This window comes from Leucobacter massiliensis (assembly GCF_002982315.1).
In the GTDB taxonomy this organism is placed as follows: Bacteria; Actinomycetota; Actinomycetes; order Actinomycetales; family Microbacteriaceae; genus Leucobacter; species Leucobacter massiliensis.
Map to the genome: position 1 here is coordinate 512,491 of NZ_MWZD01000017.1, position 15,366 is coordinate 527,856.

Genomic DNA, 15,366 nt, shown 5'->3' on the forward strand with positions numbered 1-15,366 from the left:
CTTGATCCACTCGGGTCCCCCGACGGGGCCCGAGAATGCGGAAGGCGGGTGTGGCGCAGAACCGGTTTCGGTTCTGCGCCACACCCGCCTCATGGCAGCCGCCCCCGAAGAGGCAGCTGATCCCGGTTACTCGATCAGGTGACGCGAGTTCTCCGTCGCCCGGGCCGCGCGAGCGCGGCGTCGTGCGATCCAGAGGATCCCGCCACCGGTGAGCAGGAGCACGAGTGTCGTCCAGAGTGCCGCGGTCGCCATCTCGCCACCGGTGACGGGCAGACCCGGCTTGGGCGGCGTTGTGTTGTGCTGGGTACACAGCGGCGAGTCGGGTGTGCACACCGGCGCCACACCGGTCATCGCGACGACGTTATCGAGCTGATGGTCGCCCTGCTGGTCGTAGGCCTTCACCTTGACCGTGTAGGACACGGTGTACACCTCGCCGTAGGGCACCGAGCCCGTGATCCGGATCGTGTTCCCCTCGGTCACGGCCGTGAGATCGGTGCTGGACGCTGCCGGCCCCGCGGTGAGGGTGGCATCGTCGAGGACGTCCTTCATGTAGTCGGTGTAGTCGATCGCGGCGGGCGCCGAGTCGGCGCTTTCCGAACGGTTCGTGAAGGTCAGCGTGTACGTCACGTTCTGGCCCTCCTCCACCGAGGCGCCCGAATCGGGGTTCGAGGACTTCTCCACGAACACCGCGGACACGGGGTTGACGGTGCAGTTCGGGCGCTCGCCGGCGGTCGGCACGCACTCCGCTGGCGGGTCCTCGCCCTGCGGGACGAGGAAGTTCCCCAGGCGGTCGTCGCCGCGCGACCCGTCGGCCTTCACCGTGACGGTGTAGGTGACGGTGGCCTGCGCCCCCGTATCGAGCGAGCCGGTGACGGTGAAGCGGCCGTCGCTGATCGGCGAGACCGTCAGCGCGTCGCTGGACGCCTCCGGCTGGGTGGTGACGTCGGCGTCGTCGAGGACGGCCGTGAGGACGTCATCGCGGGCGACATCGACCGGCGCGGTGCCGGTGTTCTCGAAGTGGAGCGTGTAGGTGGCGGTGTCCCCGGCGCGCAGCGTCGTCCCGGAGGCCGGGTCGACGCTCTTCCACGTCGTGAGCTCGCCGATCGGGTTCTCCGTGCACGACACGCCCTCGTCCCCGCATGCGGGGTCCGGGTTGTCGCTGTCGGCGAGCACATTGCCGAGCCTGTTGTTGCCGCGCTCGCCATCGGGCTTGACCGTCACCGTGTAGTCCACCGTCACGGCCTGTCCCGCGGCGAGGGTGCCCGTCACGCCGATGTTCTCACCGTCGCGCACGGCCGTCAGCGCCGCATCGGAGGCCGTGGGGCCGTCGCCGAACTCGGCGTCGTCGAGCACGTCGGCGAGGTCATCGCGATAGTCGATGCCGCCGGGCGCCGTTCCGTCGTTCTCGAAGGACAGTGTGTAGCGCACCACCTGACCGGCGTCGACCTTCGTGCCGGAGGCGGGGTCGACGCTCTTCGAGACCACGAAGTGGGGCAGCAGCACGGCGTTGTCGGCACACGCAGGGTCTTCTCCGGCGTTGGGCGCGCACGCCACGTTCAGCAGCTGGTGATCGCCCTCGTTCGTGACGACGACGGAGTACGTCACCGTCGCGGACTCGCCGGGCGCCAGCGCGCCCTCCCACGACAGCGTCGGAGCCGCGTACGACACCGTGCCAGATGTCGCCTGCGCATCCTCGCCGTAGCTGGCATCATCGAGCACGCCCGTCAGGTCATCGCTGAAGCTTGCGGGGGCGTCCGCGGTGAACGCGCCCGTTCCGTCATTGGTGACCTCGATCGAGTAGGTGACCGTGTCGCCCGTGCGGGCGGTCTCCACGTCCGAGCTCTTCTCGATCGACAGGTGCGGGACCCGGTGCTCAATCGGATCGCACAGGGCCGTGTCGTTCGCCTCGCACTGGGCGAGCGCGTTCGTCAGGACGCTGTCGCCGCGATCCGCGAACGGCCGCACCTCGACGGTGTACGACACGGTGTAGTCCCCGCCGGGAGGGACGGCGCCCGAGACGCGGACGGTGTTCCCGTCCAGCGTGGCGGAGAGGCCGGCGCCAGAGGAGCTCGGCCCCGACACGAGGTTCGCATCATCGAGCACGGCGGACAGATCGTCGCTGTTCTCGACCGTCGCGTCGGCCTGGCCCGTGTTCCGGAAGTGCAGCGTGTACGTGATCTGCTCGCCCGCGGCGACGTTCCCCGAGGACGGATCCGCGGTCTTCCACTGCTGCAGCGCGGCTCCGGGGATCTGCACCTGGCGGCACGGATCCGAGGGATCCTGGGCGAGCTCCACCGGGAGGCACGCCACGTTCACCAGCTGCTTGGTGCCGCCCTTGTTCGCGTCGTATTCGACGTCGTAAGAGACCGTCACCGAGTCGCCGGCTGCCAGGGGTCCCGACCACGACAGGGCATCCCCGTCACGCGCCGGGGTGCCCGAGGACGCCGTCAACGATCCATCCACGAAGTCGCCGTCATCGAGCACGTCTGACAGGTCATCCTCGAATGAGGCGGGGTTGCTCGCCGTCGCGTCGCCCGGCCCCTGGTTCGTGATCGTGATCTGGTAGTTCACCGTGCCGCCGTTGGTGGGCAGCTCGGAGGTGCTCGAGGTTTTGGCGATCGTGAGCTTCGGGAGTTCCGTCGTCGTCGATGCGCAGTTCTCTTCGCCGGAGGACAGCGCCTCCGGAATGCAGGCGGTGTTCAGCACCGTCCCGTCGCCGGCGTTCGTCACGGTGACCGAATAGGTGATGGTCGCCGTTTCGCCGGCGAGCAACGGACCTGACCAGCTGATCTCGGTGCCGTCGAGCGTGGGCGTTGCACTCGTGGTTCCCTCCGAGAAGGCGATCGCGAGGTCGTTGTTGAACGTCGCGTCGTCGAGGATTCGCGTGAGATCGTCGGTGAAGGAGGCAGGGTTGGCGGCCGTGAAGTCCGCCTCGCTGGTGTTGGTCAGCGTGATCTCGTAGTCGACCACGTCACCGACGGCGGAGTCCGCACCCGCGGACGAGGTCTTGGCGATCGACAGGCCTGGCGCGCAGGATCGGGTGTCGTCCGTGTTGTTCTCCGCGTTCGGATCCTCCTCGTTGCCGAGAACGGAGGCGCCGTTCACGATGCACTCGGACGGGTTCGCGTTCGCGTCCGCTTCGATCCGGAAGGTGATCGACTGGTCCACCCCCAGGCGGCCGCCGCTCACCGTCACGTTGGAACCGGAGATGTTGGGCGTGACGTTGCCGATCACGGTCGGGTTGGTGAGGCCGGCGGGGAGCGAGTCGGTCACGGTCCATCCGCTGGAGACGCCCTCGCCGTTGTTGGTCACCCTGACGTCGTAGCTGATCCGGTTGCCGGGGGTGAAGGACGCCGGTCCCGTCTTCGAGATCGAGAGGTCGGCCGGGAGGCCCGGAATCGCGGTGCCGTCGTTCAGCGAGGAATGGGGACCGTCGACTCCCGGGAACACGGTGAATGTCGGGTTGTTCGAAGCCGCGTTCTGGATTGCGAGCTGGAAGACGTCACCCGAGCCGTTGTCCGAGAAACCCAGGTTCCCATTGCCGAAGGTCCAGGAGGCGCCGTATGGCGAACCGCCGGCGGGCAGCGTATTGGGGAACGTCCGGACCTCACCCGTGGTGAAGTTGTAGCGGAAGAGCGTGCCCGTGGCGTCCGCGCCCCATCCGAAGCCGTCTTTGAACGAGAAGTCGAATGCCCCCAGATTCGCCGAGAGGGTGATGGTGCGCTGCGCGCCGGTGGCGACATTGATCGCGAGGACGGAAGACTTCTCCGCGGTCCCGACGTAGAAGAGTCCGTCGGCCGGGTTGAACGCGCCCGAGTAGAAGGCCGTAGTGCCGTCGGGGTGGCGATACACCTGGGTGCCTACGCGCTGGGTGACGCCGTCCTGGCCCACGCGTACCAGAGCGCCGAAGGGAAAGGCGGTGGTTGCGCTGGAGGCGCCGGAGACCATGCCGTAGATGTAGTTGTCCGCCGTGTTGAAGCCGATGGCGTTGTAGGTCGTGACCGAGGGACCGCCTTCGTCGATGAAGGCGAACTTGCCGGTGCCCGTGGTCTCCGCTCGCTGCAGCTGCGTCGGCGTCTCCTGGGCGATGAACACGGTTGGCGCTGCCGGGCTGAAGGCGTCACCGGGTGCCGCGTGCGCGGGATCGGAGGGGGCAAGCGTGAAGCTCGCCAGGGACATGCCCGCGCCGACGACGGCGACCGCGAGGGTTCCGGCGAGCAAGCGCTTGAGAGACGTGGCTGAGCGGCGCCTCGGGAGTGACCCCGAGGGAGGCGGGTGATGCATGGACGAGCTCTTTTCTGTATTCGGTCCCGCTGCTATCGCGGGATTCGAGAAGCTCAGCCCCCACACCGCGTCCTCAAGGAGGTCGCAGCTCCCGCGGGCTACGTCCTCCCGGCTGATCCGTTCACTGCGGTGGCCGTGAAGATCGGCGAGACCACCGTCTCGGACAACGTCGACATCGTGAACACGCAGCAGGACGTGCCCGAGCTGCCCCTCACCGGTGCTGCAGGTCAGGCCATGCTCATCGCAGCTGCGATCGCAGCGGTCGCCATCGCTGCGGGGCTCGTGCTGGTGAACCGCCGCCGGCAGGACCTGGACGCCTAAATAGGCACGCATCTGTGTGGGTCGCGCTTCCGCGGCCCACACAGATCCGGCGTCTATCGAGCCCCTGCTCACCCAGCAAGAATCCCCATTGCCCGTCCCTCTTCCGAGGGGTGATGCAGTCGGGTGCACCCGAGTCGTTGCCTGAGCAAGCTTCGAACAACTTCGAGGAACGGAACTATGGTCACATCCAGTGTCAGAGCAGTGCCGCCGCAGGATCCGGCACCTTCGCATTCACAACGCCTGCGAGCCCGGTTGAGGAAGGTCAGTGCGGCTTCTCTGGCAGTGGTGGTTCTGGGCGGCCTCGCCGCCGCACAGCTTCCCGCGTCGGCCCAGGCTGCCACCGTCTATGAAATCGAGGGCGCGTGGGGCGAGAACACCCCGGGCACGGTCAAGACCGGTGACGTGGTCAGCACGACGTGGCGCTACAACATCAACGACGACGGTCCCGCGCCCACGAACGATCCCGTCGACAACGTCACCCTCACCTTCGCCGCACAGGGGGCGGTGTTCACCACGCTTCCCAGCGTGTGCAAGGTCGAGGGGGTCAGCCCGGCCTCGTCGATTTCTGCAGACGGCAAGACGATGACGTGCAACCTCGGAACACGGGACCAGGGCACCGCCGAACTCGTGATCACCGGGATGTCGGTGCAGGCCGTGGATGGCGAGCGCGTCACCGTGTCCGGGAGCGCGGGTGCCGCCTCCGCGGAACTGCCTCCCCTGTCCGTGACGAACGTGTTCGCGATGGATCTGAAGTTCGACGGGACGGCGACGAGTCGCCCCAGCCAGAACGGAGCGAATCAAGAGTTCGAGCTGCCGTGGTCGCTCCGGCACGGACCCAATGGACCCGCGGGTCCCGGCTCGGTTTCGTACCGCATCCAGGTCACCGACTCGCTGAACCAGGATATACAGCTCTTGGGGAGCGGCCCGTGCCAGGCTCTGGACCTCGTTTTCTCCGGGTATCCGAGATCCGATGGCGCCGCTCCTGCGGACCAGCGGGCCGCATTCCCCTCATGCACGATCACGCGCGACTCGAAGAACAACTTCACGCTCACCCTGAGCGGACTGAACTACACACAGGCGTCTTATCCGACGCAGGACGGCGCCGGGATCGACCTGCCTTCGGGCTGGAATGTGATCGCATCGGGGAAGCTCAGGATGTTCTTCTCGTACACGGCTCCGGGCAACCTCACGGTGACGGCGAGCGCGCCGACGTACACCGCCCAGAATTCCAGTGCGACCTCCGCTGACGATCCCGCGAACAATGCTCACCCGGTGAGCTACACGCGTGGCAGCGCCACCGGCGGATGGCAGCCTCAAGCCATGAGGCCGCGCCCGATCGGGAGCTACTGGGATGACACGTTCCGGCAGTTTGCCGGCGGTCCGGTCCGTCAGGGCGTTGGGGTCGTGCCGACGACGAACACCACGACGAACCAGGTGTGCACCATTCTCGACACGAAGTACGTCGAGTTCGAGCAGGCCGCCGTGGGTGTGTCCAGTGGCGGGAAAGTCACACCAGACCCGAACGTCACGGAGTGGTACTACGTGGGCGCCGACCCCCTGGTGAATCCCAGCAGCTCCTCCTACAACCCGAACGGATTCAACTGCGATACCGGCTGGGGAACCAGCGACTGGGTCTCCACTCCGCCGGCAGATCGAAGCCGCGTGAAAGCCGTCCGCGCTGCTATCGGGAACCAGAGCGGCTTCGACATGACCGGTCGTGAGTTGGTGATGTTGTATGTCGACTCGAAGATCAAGGCAGGAGTCCCAGAAGGCCAGGACATCTGGGAGTGGGGGTCGTACAAGCTCGGTTCGGACGCCTGGGTGTCCCCGCAGCGAGAGATGGACCCGGCGAAGAAGCCGGCCTACGGCACAGCCACACCGAACTCTCGCTACCCCTTCACCGGAGCGTTCCGGGACGTCATGCGGGTGATCGCAGCCCAGCCCACCATCACTAAGGAAGTGGATGCGAGCGAGACGATCCCCGGCGCAACGGTCACCTACACGCTGCGCTACCGCGCTGAAGGAGCGACGAACATCACCGTGCCCGGCTACAAGGTGGTCGATACCCTCCCGGCGGGGATGAGCTTCGTGCCCGGCAGCGCTTCAGTGGCTCCGAGCTCGGTGAGCGGGCAAACCCTCACCTGGGACTTCGCAACCGTCAACACGAATACGGACTACGTCATCACCTTCCAAGCGACGATCCCGGGCACCGCCGTTCCCGGAGCGAAGATCGTGAACTCCGCCGCTTCGAGCATCGGCCAGCACCGGGCAACAGCGAACGCCACGACCACGATCCGCGAGAGCGGGCTGACCCTCCTCACCAAGACTGCGGAGCACACAAAGGTCCCCCACCAGGATGGCACCGCACAGGACTCGTGGACGGTGCGAATCACCTCAGCAGACGTCAGGCCGCAAGCGTTCACGGACACGATCGATGTGCTCCCCTACAACGGTGACGGCCGGGGAACGCAGTTCTCCGGTGACTACCAGCTGAGCGGACCGGTTCAGGCGGTCGCCGGCGCTACCGTCTACTACACCCGGGCCGACCCCGCGACGCTGAAGGCCGACCCTGCGGACCCGGCGAATGGAGCGGCGAACGACCCGAGCGGGAATACGGCGGGTTGGGATACCACGTTCATGCCCGACGCGACGGCAGTGCGCGTCATCGGGCCCGCGCTGGCACCGTCCGCACAGCAGGAGTTCACCATCCCCGTGATCACCGCGGGGGCAGCAGCTGAAGACGTCTACGTGAATGTCGCAGAGGCGCGTGCTGAGCGGACCAAGCTCAAGATGCGTACCTCGAGCAGATTCGAGATCGCAGCAGTCAATTCGATCGCCCTGAAAAAGTACGTGCAGGACTCCGCCGGGGAATGGCACGACGCGCAGAACGTGGACGACTACCCCACCCGCTACGCGGGGGAGACGGTTCGGTACCGCCTGGTCGTGACCAACACGGGCGACCAAGCGCTCACCGATGTGCGGATCACGGATGACCGGGTGGATCTCGCCTCCCTGAAGCCACTGCCGGACGGCCTCGCGGCCGGGGCCGTGATCCCGGAGCTCCTTCCTGGCGACGACAACGCGGTCACGATCGAGTACTCGATCGTGCTGGGCGACGAAGCCGCTGGCGGGCCGCTGATCAACAACGCGTGCGCGATCCCCGCAGACACGGAGGTCGATGAATCCTGCGATCCCGCAGGGATCAAGGTCGACACCTCGGCGCTCTCGTGGGAGAAGGTGAACGCGGGAGACACGACCGAGCATCTCGCTGCTTCGGAGTGGTCGCTGGTGCGAGTCGATTCGAAGGGCAGCCCGATCGGCTCCCCGATCGCGGTGAAGGATTGCATCGCAGACACGGCCGCCGGGTGCCGTGATGCCGATGTGGATCCGGAGCCGGGGAAGTTCAGGATCACCGGGCTCACTGCCGGGGACTATGTTCTGACGGAGACGCGCGCCCCCGCGGGGTATGTTCTCGACGACACGCCGCGTCAGATCACCGTGCGCGGTGAAACGGCGTTCGAAGTCCCCATCGAGAATGTGCAGTCGGAGGTTCCGCAGTTGCCGCTCACCGGAGGGACAGGGACGTTTGCGATCTTCCTCGGGGCTGGCGGTGCCGGTCTGGTGATCGCGTTCATTCTGTGGGTGCAGCGGCGTCGCTCTCGCGTGGTCGCCGGCTAGGAGAGCACGCGCCCGCGATGGAGGGGCGGGGTGAGTGTCGATCATGACACTGATCCCGCTCCTTCAGCGCACTGAGCGGGGGAAGCGTCTAGGCTCGGTACAGACGTCGAGTATGACGTCGCCCGCCAGGCGCAGGGGAGCTGGCCTGGCGGGCGAAGTCGGGCGCAACAGGGAATCTGAACGACAGAAGTGTGGCTTCAAGATTATGTTGCTCCTGGCGAGTGCCTGTCGGGGAGTTCAGCCACTCAGAAACATAGACACGAGCGGTCCTGGATTTCTGACGGAGGTTCCGAAGTACCTTGACGAATACGATCCGCCCTGCGATGAGGGCGAATAGCGTGCATGCGGCACGGGCGCGCAGTGCGCGGGTGCAGCGGTGAAGAGTATCGCGGTTGCTGCGGCATCTGACATGGTGCTGGTCGAGCTGGCCCGCAGCGGAAACATGGACGCGTACGGGGAGTTGTGGCGGCGGCACCACTCCGCGTTGCTCGTTGCGGTGCGGTGCTTCACCGGCTTCGACGCCGACGATGTCGTGCAGGAGACGTTCCTTCGCCTGCTGCAGCAGCTCCAGGAGGGTCGCGGCCCGGAGACCGCGTTTCGCGCCTATGCGATTATGACCGCCCGCAATGTTGCCAGAAACATGGCCCGCAGCCGGAGCGGTGACGAGATCACCGGTGTCGAAGACCACGTCTTCGATGCGCGGGCCACGGACATGCCGGACACGGCGGATACGGTGCTGAAGAGCGCATTCACGCAACAGGTGTTCTCGTCGCTGCCGACACGGTGGCAGGAGGCGCTCTGGTACCGGGAAGTCGAGGGGCTCCAGGTCCAGGAGCTGTCCGTTTACCTGGGTATGAGCGACAATGCGGCGTCCGTGCTCCTGAAGCGTGCCCGTGAGGGGTTCAAGCAGGCGTGGATCGCTGCGAACCTCGAAGCTGCATCTGGCCTATCCGCCGACTGCCGATGGGTGGTGGAGAGACTCCCGCAGTTCGTTCGGGGAAAGGCCACTGCGCGAGCCGAGCGGAAGCTAGCCGAACATTTCGAGAACTGCACCAGATGCGCGGTGCTCTCCAGCGAGGCCGAAGGTGTGCATGAGCGTCTGGCGATGGTGCTCCTTCCCGCCGTGTTCGGCGGTGCCGCCTTCACTGGGTATGCGGCATGGCTGCAGTCGGGGGCCGCGCCGGCGGCGGCTGTGGCATCGGGGAGCGCGCACGCCGGGCAGGCGGGTTCTCTCGTCGGGAGCAGCGCGGCCAAGGCTGCGGTGGCGCCGCTGGCGGTGCTGTCGGTGGCGGCGCTGGCGGCTTCGATCGTGTTTTCAGTACCGCTCGATTCGCAGAGCCCAGGCACGCTGCACGCAGAGGACGCCCCCGTTCGGTATGCGGAGACGCTTGCGGACAGCGATGGCCACGAGGATGCCCGCACGGCTGAGGACCGGGATCCTGCGAGCGGCGCGGACGGGGCAGCTGCTGGGCCTGCTGAGAGCACGGGGGAGGACCCGGTCGACGACGCGAAGGCGGGGGCGGGCGAGTCTGCGGCGGCGGATGCTGCGGACGCCGACGGCGCGGCCGACTCGCTGACTGAAGCCCCGCCGAGTGCCCCGCCTCAGCTGACAGCCACCCCGGCAGACGGGATCGAGGTCGGCGTCTATCCACGGCTGCTCGGTGAGGGCGCTCCGCATGCGACCGTGCATCTGGCCATGGTGAATCAGAACGGGCAGGCCGCTGAGGATACGGTTACTGCGGACGCTCAGGGCCGCTGGGCGTACACGCCCACACAGCTCATGGGTCAAGTGACCGTTACGGGCTATCAGGAGTACTCGTTCTCGGGGGAGAGCCGCCAGGATGGCGTGGTGCATCTGGGCGTCTATGACGTCGGTTATGGTCTCGACATTCAGGTGGATGCTTCCGGGCCAGGGCAGACTACGATTCGCGTGAGCGGCCTCTCAGCACCCACGAAGAATCAGGTGGTGAATGTGGAATCCACCGCCCAGGGCATGCTCGCTCAGCAGGTCCCCGCCACGGCGCCGGGCGAAGTGCTCATCATCGTCGCCTACGCGCGTTCAGCGCTCGGTGATCTCCGGTTCTGGCAGGGAGCGACATCCGAGGGCCCGAGGCGAACCTGGTGGCGGACCCTGGAGCAGTAGGCGCGCATTGCAGCATCAGCTCACCGTCGCGTCGAGCACCGCCCCCACGATGTCTCCATTCCATGGCCCGCTACAGCCCAGGCAGGCCGTCAATGCTGAGCGTGTTCTTCTCCCGGCGGTAGTCCTCCATCCCCGCCGGCCCCTTTTTTTCCGCATGGAGCCGAATGAGGTCGCGTTCCTCGCGCATATCCATGATCGGCACTCCCCACCCGCAAGAGTCGCTGATCCTGGTCACGTCTACTGTGATGACGGCGCGCGTGCTCGGGTTGTCCGGGTGCCGATCGACAACCTCATCGAAACCAGGATCGCCGGGGAGCAGAACGGAACCATTCCCATGGAGTCGCACGATCCGAGGGCGGCTGTCGAACGACAGGAACATCAGACAGATGCGTCCGTTCTCGCGAAGGTGCGCGATTGTCTCGACTCCGCTGCCGGTGTAGTCGACCCAGGCGACGCGGCGCGGGCCGAGGACGGATAGCGTGTCATGACCGCGGGGAGATACGTTCACATGCCCGTTCTCCGCGAGCGGTGCGGTGGCGACGAACCAGAGTGGTTGAGCCTCGATCCAGGAGGCCAGCCTGGCGTCGATTTCCTCGAAGAGCTTGCCCATGACTCGACAGTAACGGTTGCGAGCGTCGGGGGCATTCGTTTGTAGCTTCTCGCAACCGCTCGAACTGATCGTCAGCCGGTGCGGCTCGTCCTGGATTGACCGGCCGAGCTGCACCGTAGCGTCAGGACCGGCAGCCGTGCGGCGATCGACCGCCACGAACACTTCGTCCCTTGATGCGTTTGAGGATCTGGGGGAAAATCCACGACCGCACGGTGTGAAGAGGCTCTCCGGCGAGCAGACCGCATGGCATATCCATATTGGCGAGTACGAAAGGGCCGCCGCCTGATGGTCACGCCGACAGTCGGGTCACGGCGTGGAAGAATGAAGCGGTGTACTTGGAGACCCGATTGCCCTTGGGCTTGACCCTGTGGCAATCGCGGAGCGACTTCGGGTCCATGGTTCCGGCTGATGGATGCACCGACCTCATCGTGCGCGACGGTCAGCTGGTCGTTGCAGGGCCGTCAACCCGATGGATCGCCACGAGTAGCGATGGCGACAGTGGATCGGTGGGATTGAGGCTGCCCCCGGGTTTCGCTGGTGCTGTGCTGGGAACGAGCCCCGTCGACCTGGTGGACCGTGCAGCAGCAATTGAGGATCTCATACCTCACGACGCCGCCGCCGGCCTGCGCGCGGCGATGCTTCCCGTCGCCCGAGACCCTGGCCTGTCCGACGCGCTCTCCGCCCGAGTTCTCGATCGCATGGCCACGCCCCGTCGACGTCTGAACTTCATTCGGCATGCAGCGGGGAGAGCCGCATCGGTGCGCACAGTCGCCGCTGAGCTGGGAGAGTCCGAGCGAACGTTCCGCCGACGCATGCTCTCGGATTTCGGTTACGGATACGCCACCCTCGTCCGTATCCAGCGGGCCGCCAACGCTCGACACCTCCTTGAGCGAGGAGCCAAACCCTCGGAGGCTGCTGCCACAGCGGGTTTTGCCGACCAGGCGCACCTCACCCGGGAGTTTCGCAGACTGGTCGGCATCACCCCCGCTCAGTTCGCCGGGAGCTCGGCGTAGAGGTCGACGGAGTTTCCGTCTGGGTCGAGGAGGGTGGCGTATCGCTGGCCCCAGTGGGCGTCCCACGGCTCGACATGCGCGGTGTGGCCTGCTTCGACCAGCGCCGCGAACGCCGCATCCACTGCGGCCGGAGAGCCCTTGTCGAACGCTAGGGCGATGCGATGTCCGCCCGAGCCCGGCATGTAGGTGGGATCGAAGTCACGGATCGTTTCGACAGTGTCCCAGGCGAGGGTCACCCCGTCATCGAGCTTGGCGTCCACGTGCGGTGCCGTGTCTTGACCTTCCTCGATTGGTACGCCGAGGGACCTGTAGAAAGCAAGGGAGGAGCCCATGTCACGGGTGACGATGCCGATGAAGCCGAGTTTAAGTGTCATGCAACCAAGCTACGAGCCAGACGTCAGCCGATCTTGAACAGAACGGCCACCAGCCTCAGACATGCCTGAGGCCCGGGCGGTTGCAAGCTCATCCCAGCGCGTCGTGGCTCGCGGCGTGAGCATTCCCCGCGTCATCGACCAGGACGGCCCCGGGTCCAGGACGGCCCCCGGCCTGAGCCCGCCGTAGCCGAGCCCGATCATCTCGCGGCCGCCCGTTTTCTTCTGGACAGCGTCACTGAGCACCTGCGTGACCGCGGCGTCTCACGGGAGGGGCACCATTTCTTAGGATCGGAAGTGGCCGTGTTGCCGTGCCTCCTGGGATTCACCCCGAAACGGGGAGGGGCGTCTGCGTGGGTCAGTGCATGGCGACCACGTTCTCGCCAGGGTCACCGAGCTGCGGCTTATGGATGAGCAAGAGCGCGGCCACGGCGGCAACCGCCATGACGACTGACGTACCCATGAACACCGCGGAGTAGCCGGACACGAGAGCTTCGGGCGTCTGACCGCCAGCAGAAGCAGCCACGTAGAGGTTTGTGAGGATAGCGAGCCCGATGGCGCCGCCGATCTGGTTGGTGGCGTTGGCCGCGGCAGCGGCAGCGCCGGCATCCTCGGGGCGTACCTGTGAGAGGGCAAGATTCTGCGCGGGGATGAAGATAGCGGCCATCCCGACACCAAGGACGATCAGCCCAGGCAGCACCTCGCCCCAGTACGAACCCGCGACAGAAATGCGCGCGAGAACAACACCGCCGATGGCTGCGACGATCGGGCCGGCGACCAGAAGCGGCTTCGGGCCGATCCGGTTGACGAGTCGCAACAACAGCGGGATCGATAGGCCGATGGTGAGCGCGAGGGGCAGCGTGGCAACGCCGGCGATCAGCGGTGCCATCCCGAGGACTTGCTGCAGGTGGAAGGTGAGATAGAGCGAAACGGTGGCCATTGTGGCGCCAGCGCAGCTTTGCACGATCAGTGCGCCACCGCGATTGCGGTCCAGCACCACTCTCAGGGGGAGGAGCGGAGCCGCAACCTTGAGCTCGATGATCACGAACGCGGTGAGGAACGCGAGGGAGATCGCGACGAACAGCAGTGCGCCGCCCTCAATCCAGCCGCTCTCTGCGAGGGTGAATCCGTACACCAGCGCGCTCAAGCCGAGCGCGATCGTGATGGCCCCGCCACAATCGATGGGGCCGCGTGCATCGGCTCGGCTTTCGCGCAGCGCCAAGGACGCGGCAGTGACGGCGGCGGCCGCGACGGGGACGTTGATGAGCAGGCACCAGCGCCAGTCGGTGAATTCGGTGAGCGCACCTCCGAGCAGGATCCCGACCGCTGCGCCGCTTGAGGTGATGCCGCCGAGCACGCCGAAGGCGATGTTTCGGGCCTTGCCGGACGGGAATGTCACGGTGACCAGCGACAGAGCCGCGGGAGCCATGAGAGCGGCTCCAGCGCCCTGCAGAACGCGTCCGCCGATCAGCATGCCGGGGCCTGTAGCCACGCCCGCGAGCAGGGAAGCGGCGGCGAAGATAATCAGCCCGAGGATGAAGGTGCGCTTGCGCCCCCAGTAGTCGGCGATCCTGCCTCCGATCAGCAGCAGGGCACCGAAGGTGAGCGCGTATGCAGTGATGATCCACTGACGGCCGTCCGCGCTCAGCTGCAAGGCCTCTGCAGCTTGGGGGATCGCGATGTTCACGATCGTGGTGTCCAGGATCACCAGTAGCTGTGCCGCAGCGAGGGTGATCAGCACCATCAAGTCTCGACCGCTGATCCGGTCTGTTGAGGGGTGCGGAAGCGTCGAGTGTGAAGTGGTCTCGGGGGGTGCGGCGGGCATGGGGGATGACCCTTTCGAGGAGAGTGATGCGGGGTTTTCAGCCCGGATCGCTCTCCGCGACCACTCCGGCATCGTGCCGGCCACCGAGGCAGCATATCAGAATCAACAGGACCATTCTGTGTCCGGTGTCCGCGCCTGGAGTGAGCGAGTTGCGAGGAAAGATGGCGCGCTGGCGATTCGAGTGGTCACTCCATGGTCGGCCGCCTGCCGATCGAGAGCGTCTCGCCCGTGGAACACAAAACCCCCGCCGCTTCCGCGACGGGGGTTTCAGGTGATTGGCGCGCCCCGAGGGATTCGAACCCCCGACCTTCTGATCCGTAGTCAGATGCTCTATCCAGCTGAGCTAGGGGCGCACATCGGCTTCCCGACCAGAAAGACATTACACGAGCGGTGGGGAAAAGGAAAATCGCGGTCGCCCGGGCGCGTCAGTGCCGGGCGCCCGCGAGAACCGGCGGGCCGCGCGCACGGCCGGATACATGGCCGGGTGCTTCGAGCGCCAGGCGGCCGCGTGCCGGTACCCTGGATCGCGTGCCCGACACGATCACTGAGCAGGCGGAACCGAGCGGTCCGCAGAGCCCCCACCCCGCCGAGCTCGAACGCGCGCGCCGCCTGATCCGCGAGGTGCCCGACTACCCCTCGCCCGGGATCCTGTTCCGCGACATCGCGCCCCTGCTCGCGGACGGCCAGGCGCTGCGTGCCACCGTCGAAGCGCTCATCGCGCCCTTCCGCGGCGCCTTCGACGTGGTCGCCGGGCTCGAAGCGCGCGGCTTCTTGCTGGCGGGCCCCGCCGCCTACGCGAGCGGGACCGGGCTCATGCCGATCCGCAAGGCCGGCAAGCTGCCCCGGCCCGCCGCCAGCGCGAGGTACGCGCTCGAATACGGCACGGCCGAGATCGAGGCGCACGACGATCTGCCCGCCGGGTCGCGCGTCCTGCTCATCGACGATGTGCTCGCCACCGGCGGCACGCTGATCGCCGCCCGGACCCTGCTCGCAGAGCTCGGCTATGTCACCGCCGGAACGGCGATCCTCTTCGAGATCGACGGGCTCGGCGGCCGCGAGGCCTTCGGTGATCCCGCCTTGCACACCGTCTTCCACAGCTGAGGCGGTGCCATGATCGCGCG

10 protein-coding genes and 1 tRNA gene are annotated in these 15,366 nt (G+C 66.7%); 5 read left to right on the forward strand and 6 right to left on the reverse strand.

Going from position 1 to position 15,366, the window contains the following annotated elements:
- Positions 1-126 precede the first annotated feature (126 nt).
- Entirely contained in the window at positions 127-4,221 is a 4,095-nt protein-coding gene (locus B4915_RS09255; protein ID WP_181158519.1) for a DUF7927 domain-containing protein, read from the reverse strand.
- 192 nt (positions 4,222-4,413) lie between these two features.
- On the opposite strand from B4915_RS09255, the gene B4915_RS14700 reads away from it, so the two are divergent.
- From B4915_RS14700 to B4915_RS09270, 3 genes are all read left to right on the forward strand, one after another.
- Complete coding sequence (locus tag B4915_RS14700) at positions 4,414-4,605, forward strand: LPXTG cell wall anchor domain-containing protein (RefSeq protein WP_181158520.1); 192 nt, start codon at positions 4,414-4,416, stop codon at positions 4,603-4,605.
- 201 nt (positions 4,606-4,806) lie between these two features.
- Complete coding sequence (locus tag B4915_RS09265) at positions 4,807-8,283, forward strand: isopeptide-forming domain-containing fimbrial protein (RefSeq protein ID WP_181158521.1); 3,477 nt, start codon at positions 4,807-4,809, stop codon at positions 8,281-8,283.
- 409 nt (positions 8,284-8,692) lie between these two features.
- Positions 8,693-10,426, forward strand: coding sequence for a sigma-70 family RNA polymerase sigma factor (locus B4915_RS09270; RefSeq protein ID WP_105805498.1), 1,734 nt, complete (start codon positions 8,693-8,695; stop codon positions 10,424-10,426).
- Positions 10,427-10,496: 70 nt separating this feature from the next.
- On the opposite strand, the gene B4915_RS09275 is transcribed toward B4915_RS09270, so the two are convergent.
- A complete protein-coding gene (locus B4915_RS09275; protein WP_105805499.1) occupies positions 10,497-11,036 on the reverse strand; it encodes a pyridoxamine 5'-phosphate oxidase family protein in 540 nt (179 codons plus the stop codon).
- 542 nt (positions 11,037-11,578) lie between these two features.
- On the opposite strand from B4915_RS09275, the gene B4915_RS09280 reads away from it, so the two are divergent.
- Positions 11,579-12,049: a helix-turn-helix transcriptional regulator gene (locus B4915_RS09280; protein WP_181158522.1), complete on the forward strand. Its 471-nt coding sequence runs from the start codon at positions 11,579-11,581 to the stop codon at positions 12,047-12,049.
- Here the strand turns inward: B4915_RS09280 and B4915_RS09285 are convergent.
- The 4 genes from B4915_RS09285 to B4915_RS09300 all read right to left on the reverse strand — a co-directional run bounded on the left by B4915_RS09285 (position 12,025) and on the right by B4915_RS09300 (position 14,598).
- Positions 12,025-12,423 carry a VOC family protein gene (locus B4915_RS09285; RefSeq protein ID WP_105805501.1) on the reverse strand — a complete coding sequence of 133 codons (399 nt, stop codon included), beginning with the start codon at positions 12,421-12,423 and terminating at the stop codon, positions 12,025-12,027. The two genes, B4915_RS09280 and B4915_RS09285, sit on opposite strands and share 25 nt — an antisense overlap.
- A 9-nt stretch (positions 12,424-12,432) precedes the next feature.
- A complete protein-coding gene (locus B4915_RS09290) occupies positions 12,433-12,624 on the reverse strand; it encodes a DUF4113 domain-containing protein (RefSeq protein WP_105805502.1) in 192 nt (63 codons plus the stop codon).
- A 154-nt stretch (positions 12,625-12,778) separates the two neighbouring features.
- Positions 12,779-14,164: an MFS transporter gene (locus B4915_RS09295; protein WP_105805503.1), complete on the reverse strand. Its 1,386-nt coding sequence runs from the start codon at positions 14,162-14,164 to the stop codon at positions 12,779-12,781.
- A gap of 357 nt (positions 14,165-14,521) precedes the next feature.
- Positions 14,522-14,598, reverse strand: a tRNA-Arg gene (locus B4915_RS09300).
- Positions 14,599-14,785: 187 nt separating this feature from the next.
- Here B4915_RS09300 and B4915_RS09305 point away from each other — a divergent pair.
- Positions 14,786-15,346: an adenine phosphoribosyltransferase gene (locus B4915_RS09305; RefSeq protein ID WP_105805810.1), complete on the forward strand. Its 561-nt coding sequence runs from the start codon at positions 14,786-14,788 to the stop codon at positions 15,344-15,346.
- The last annotated feature ends 20 nt before the right edge of the window (positions 15,347-15,366 follow it).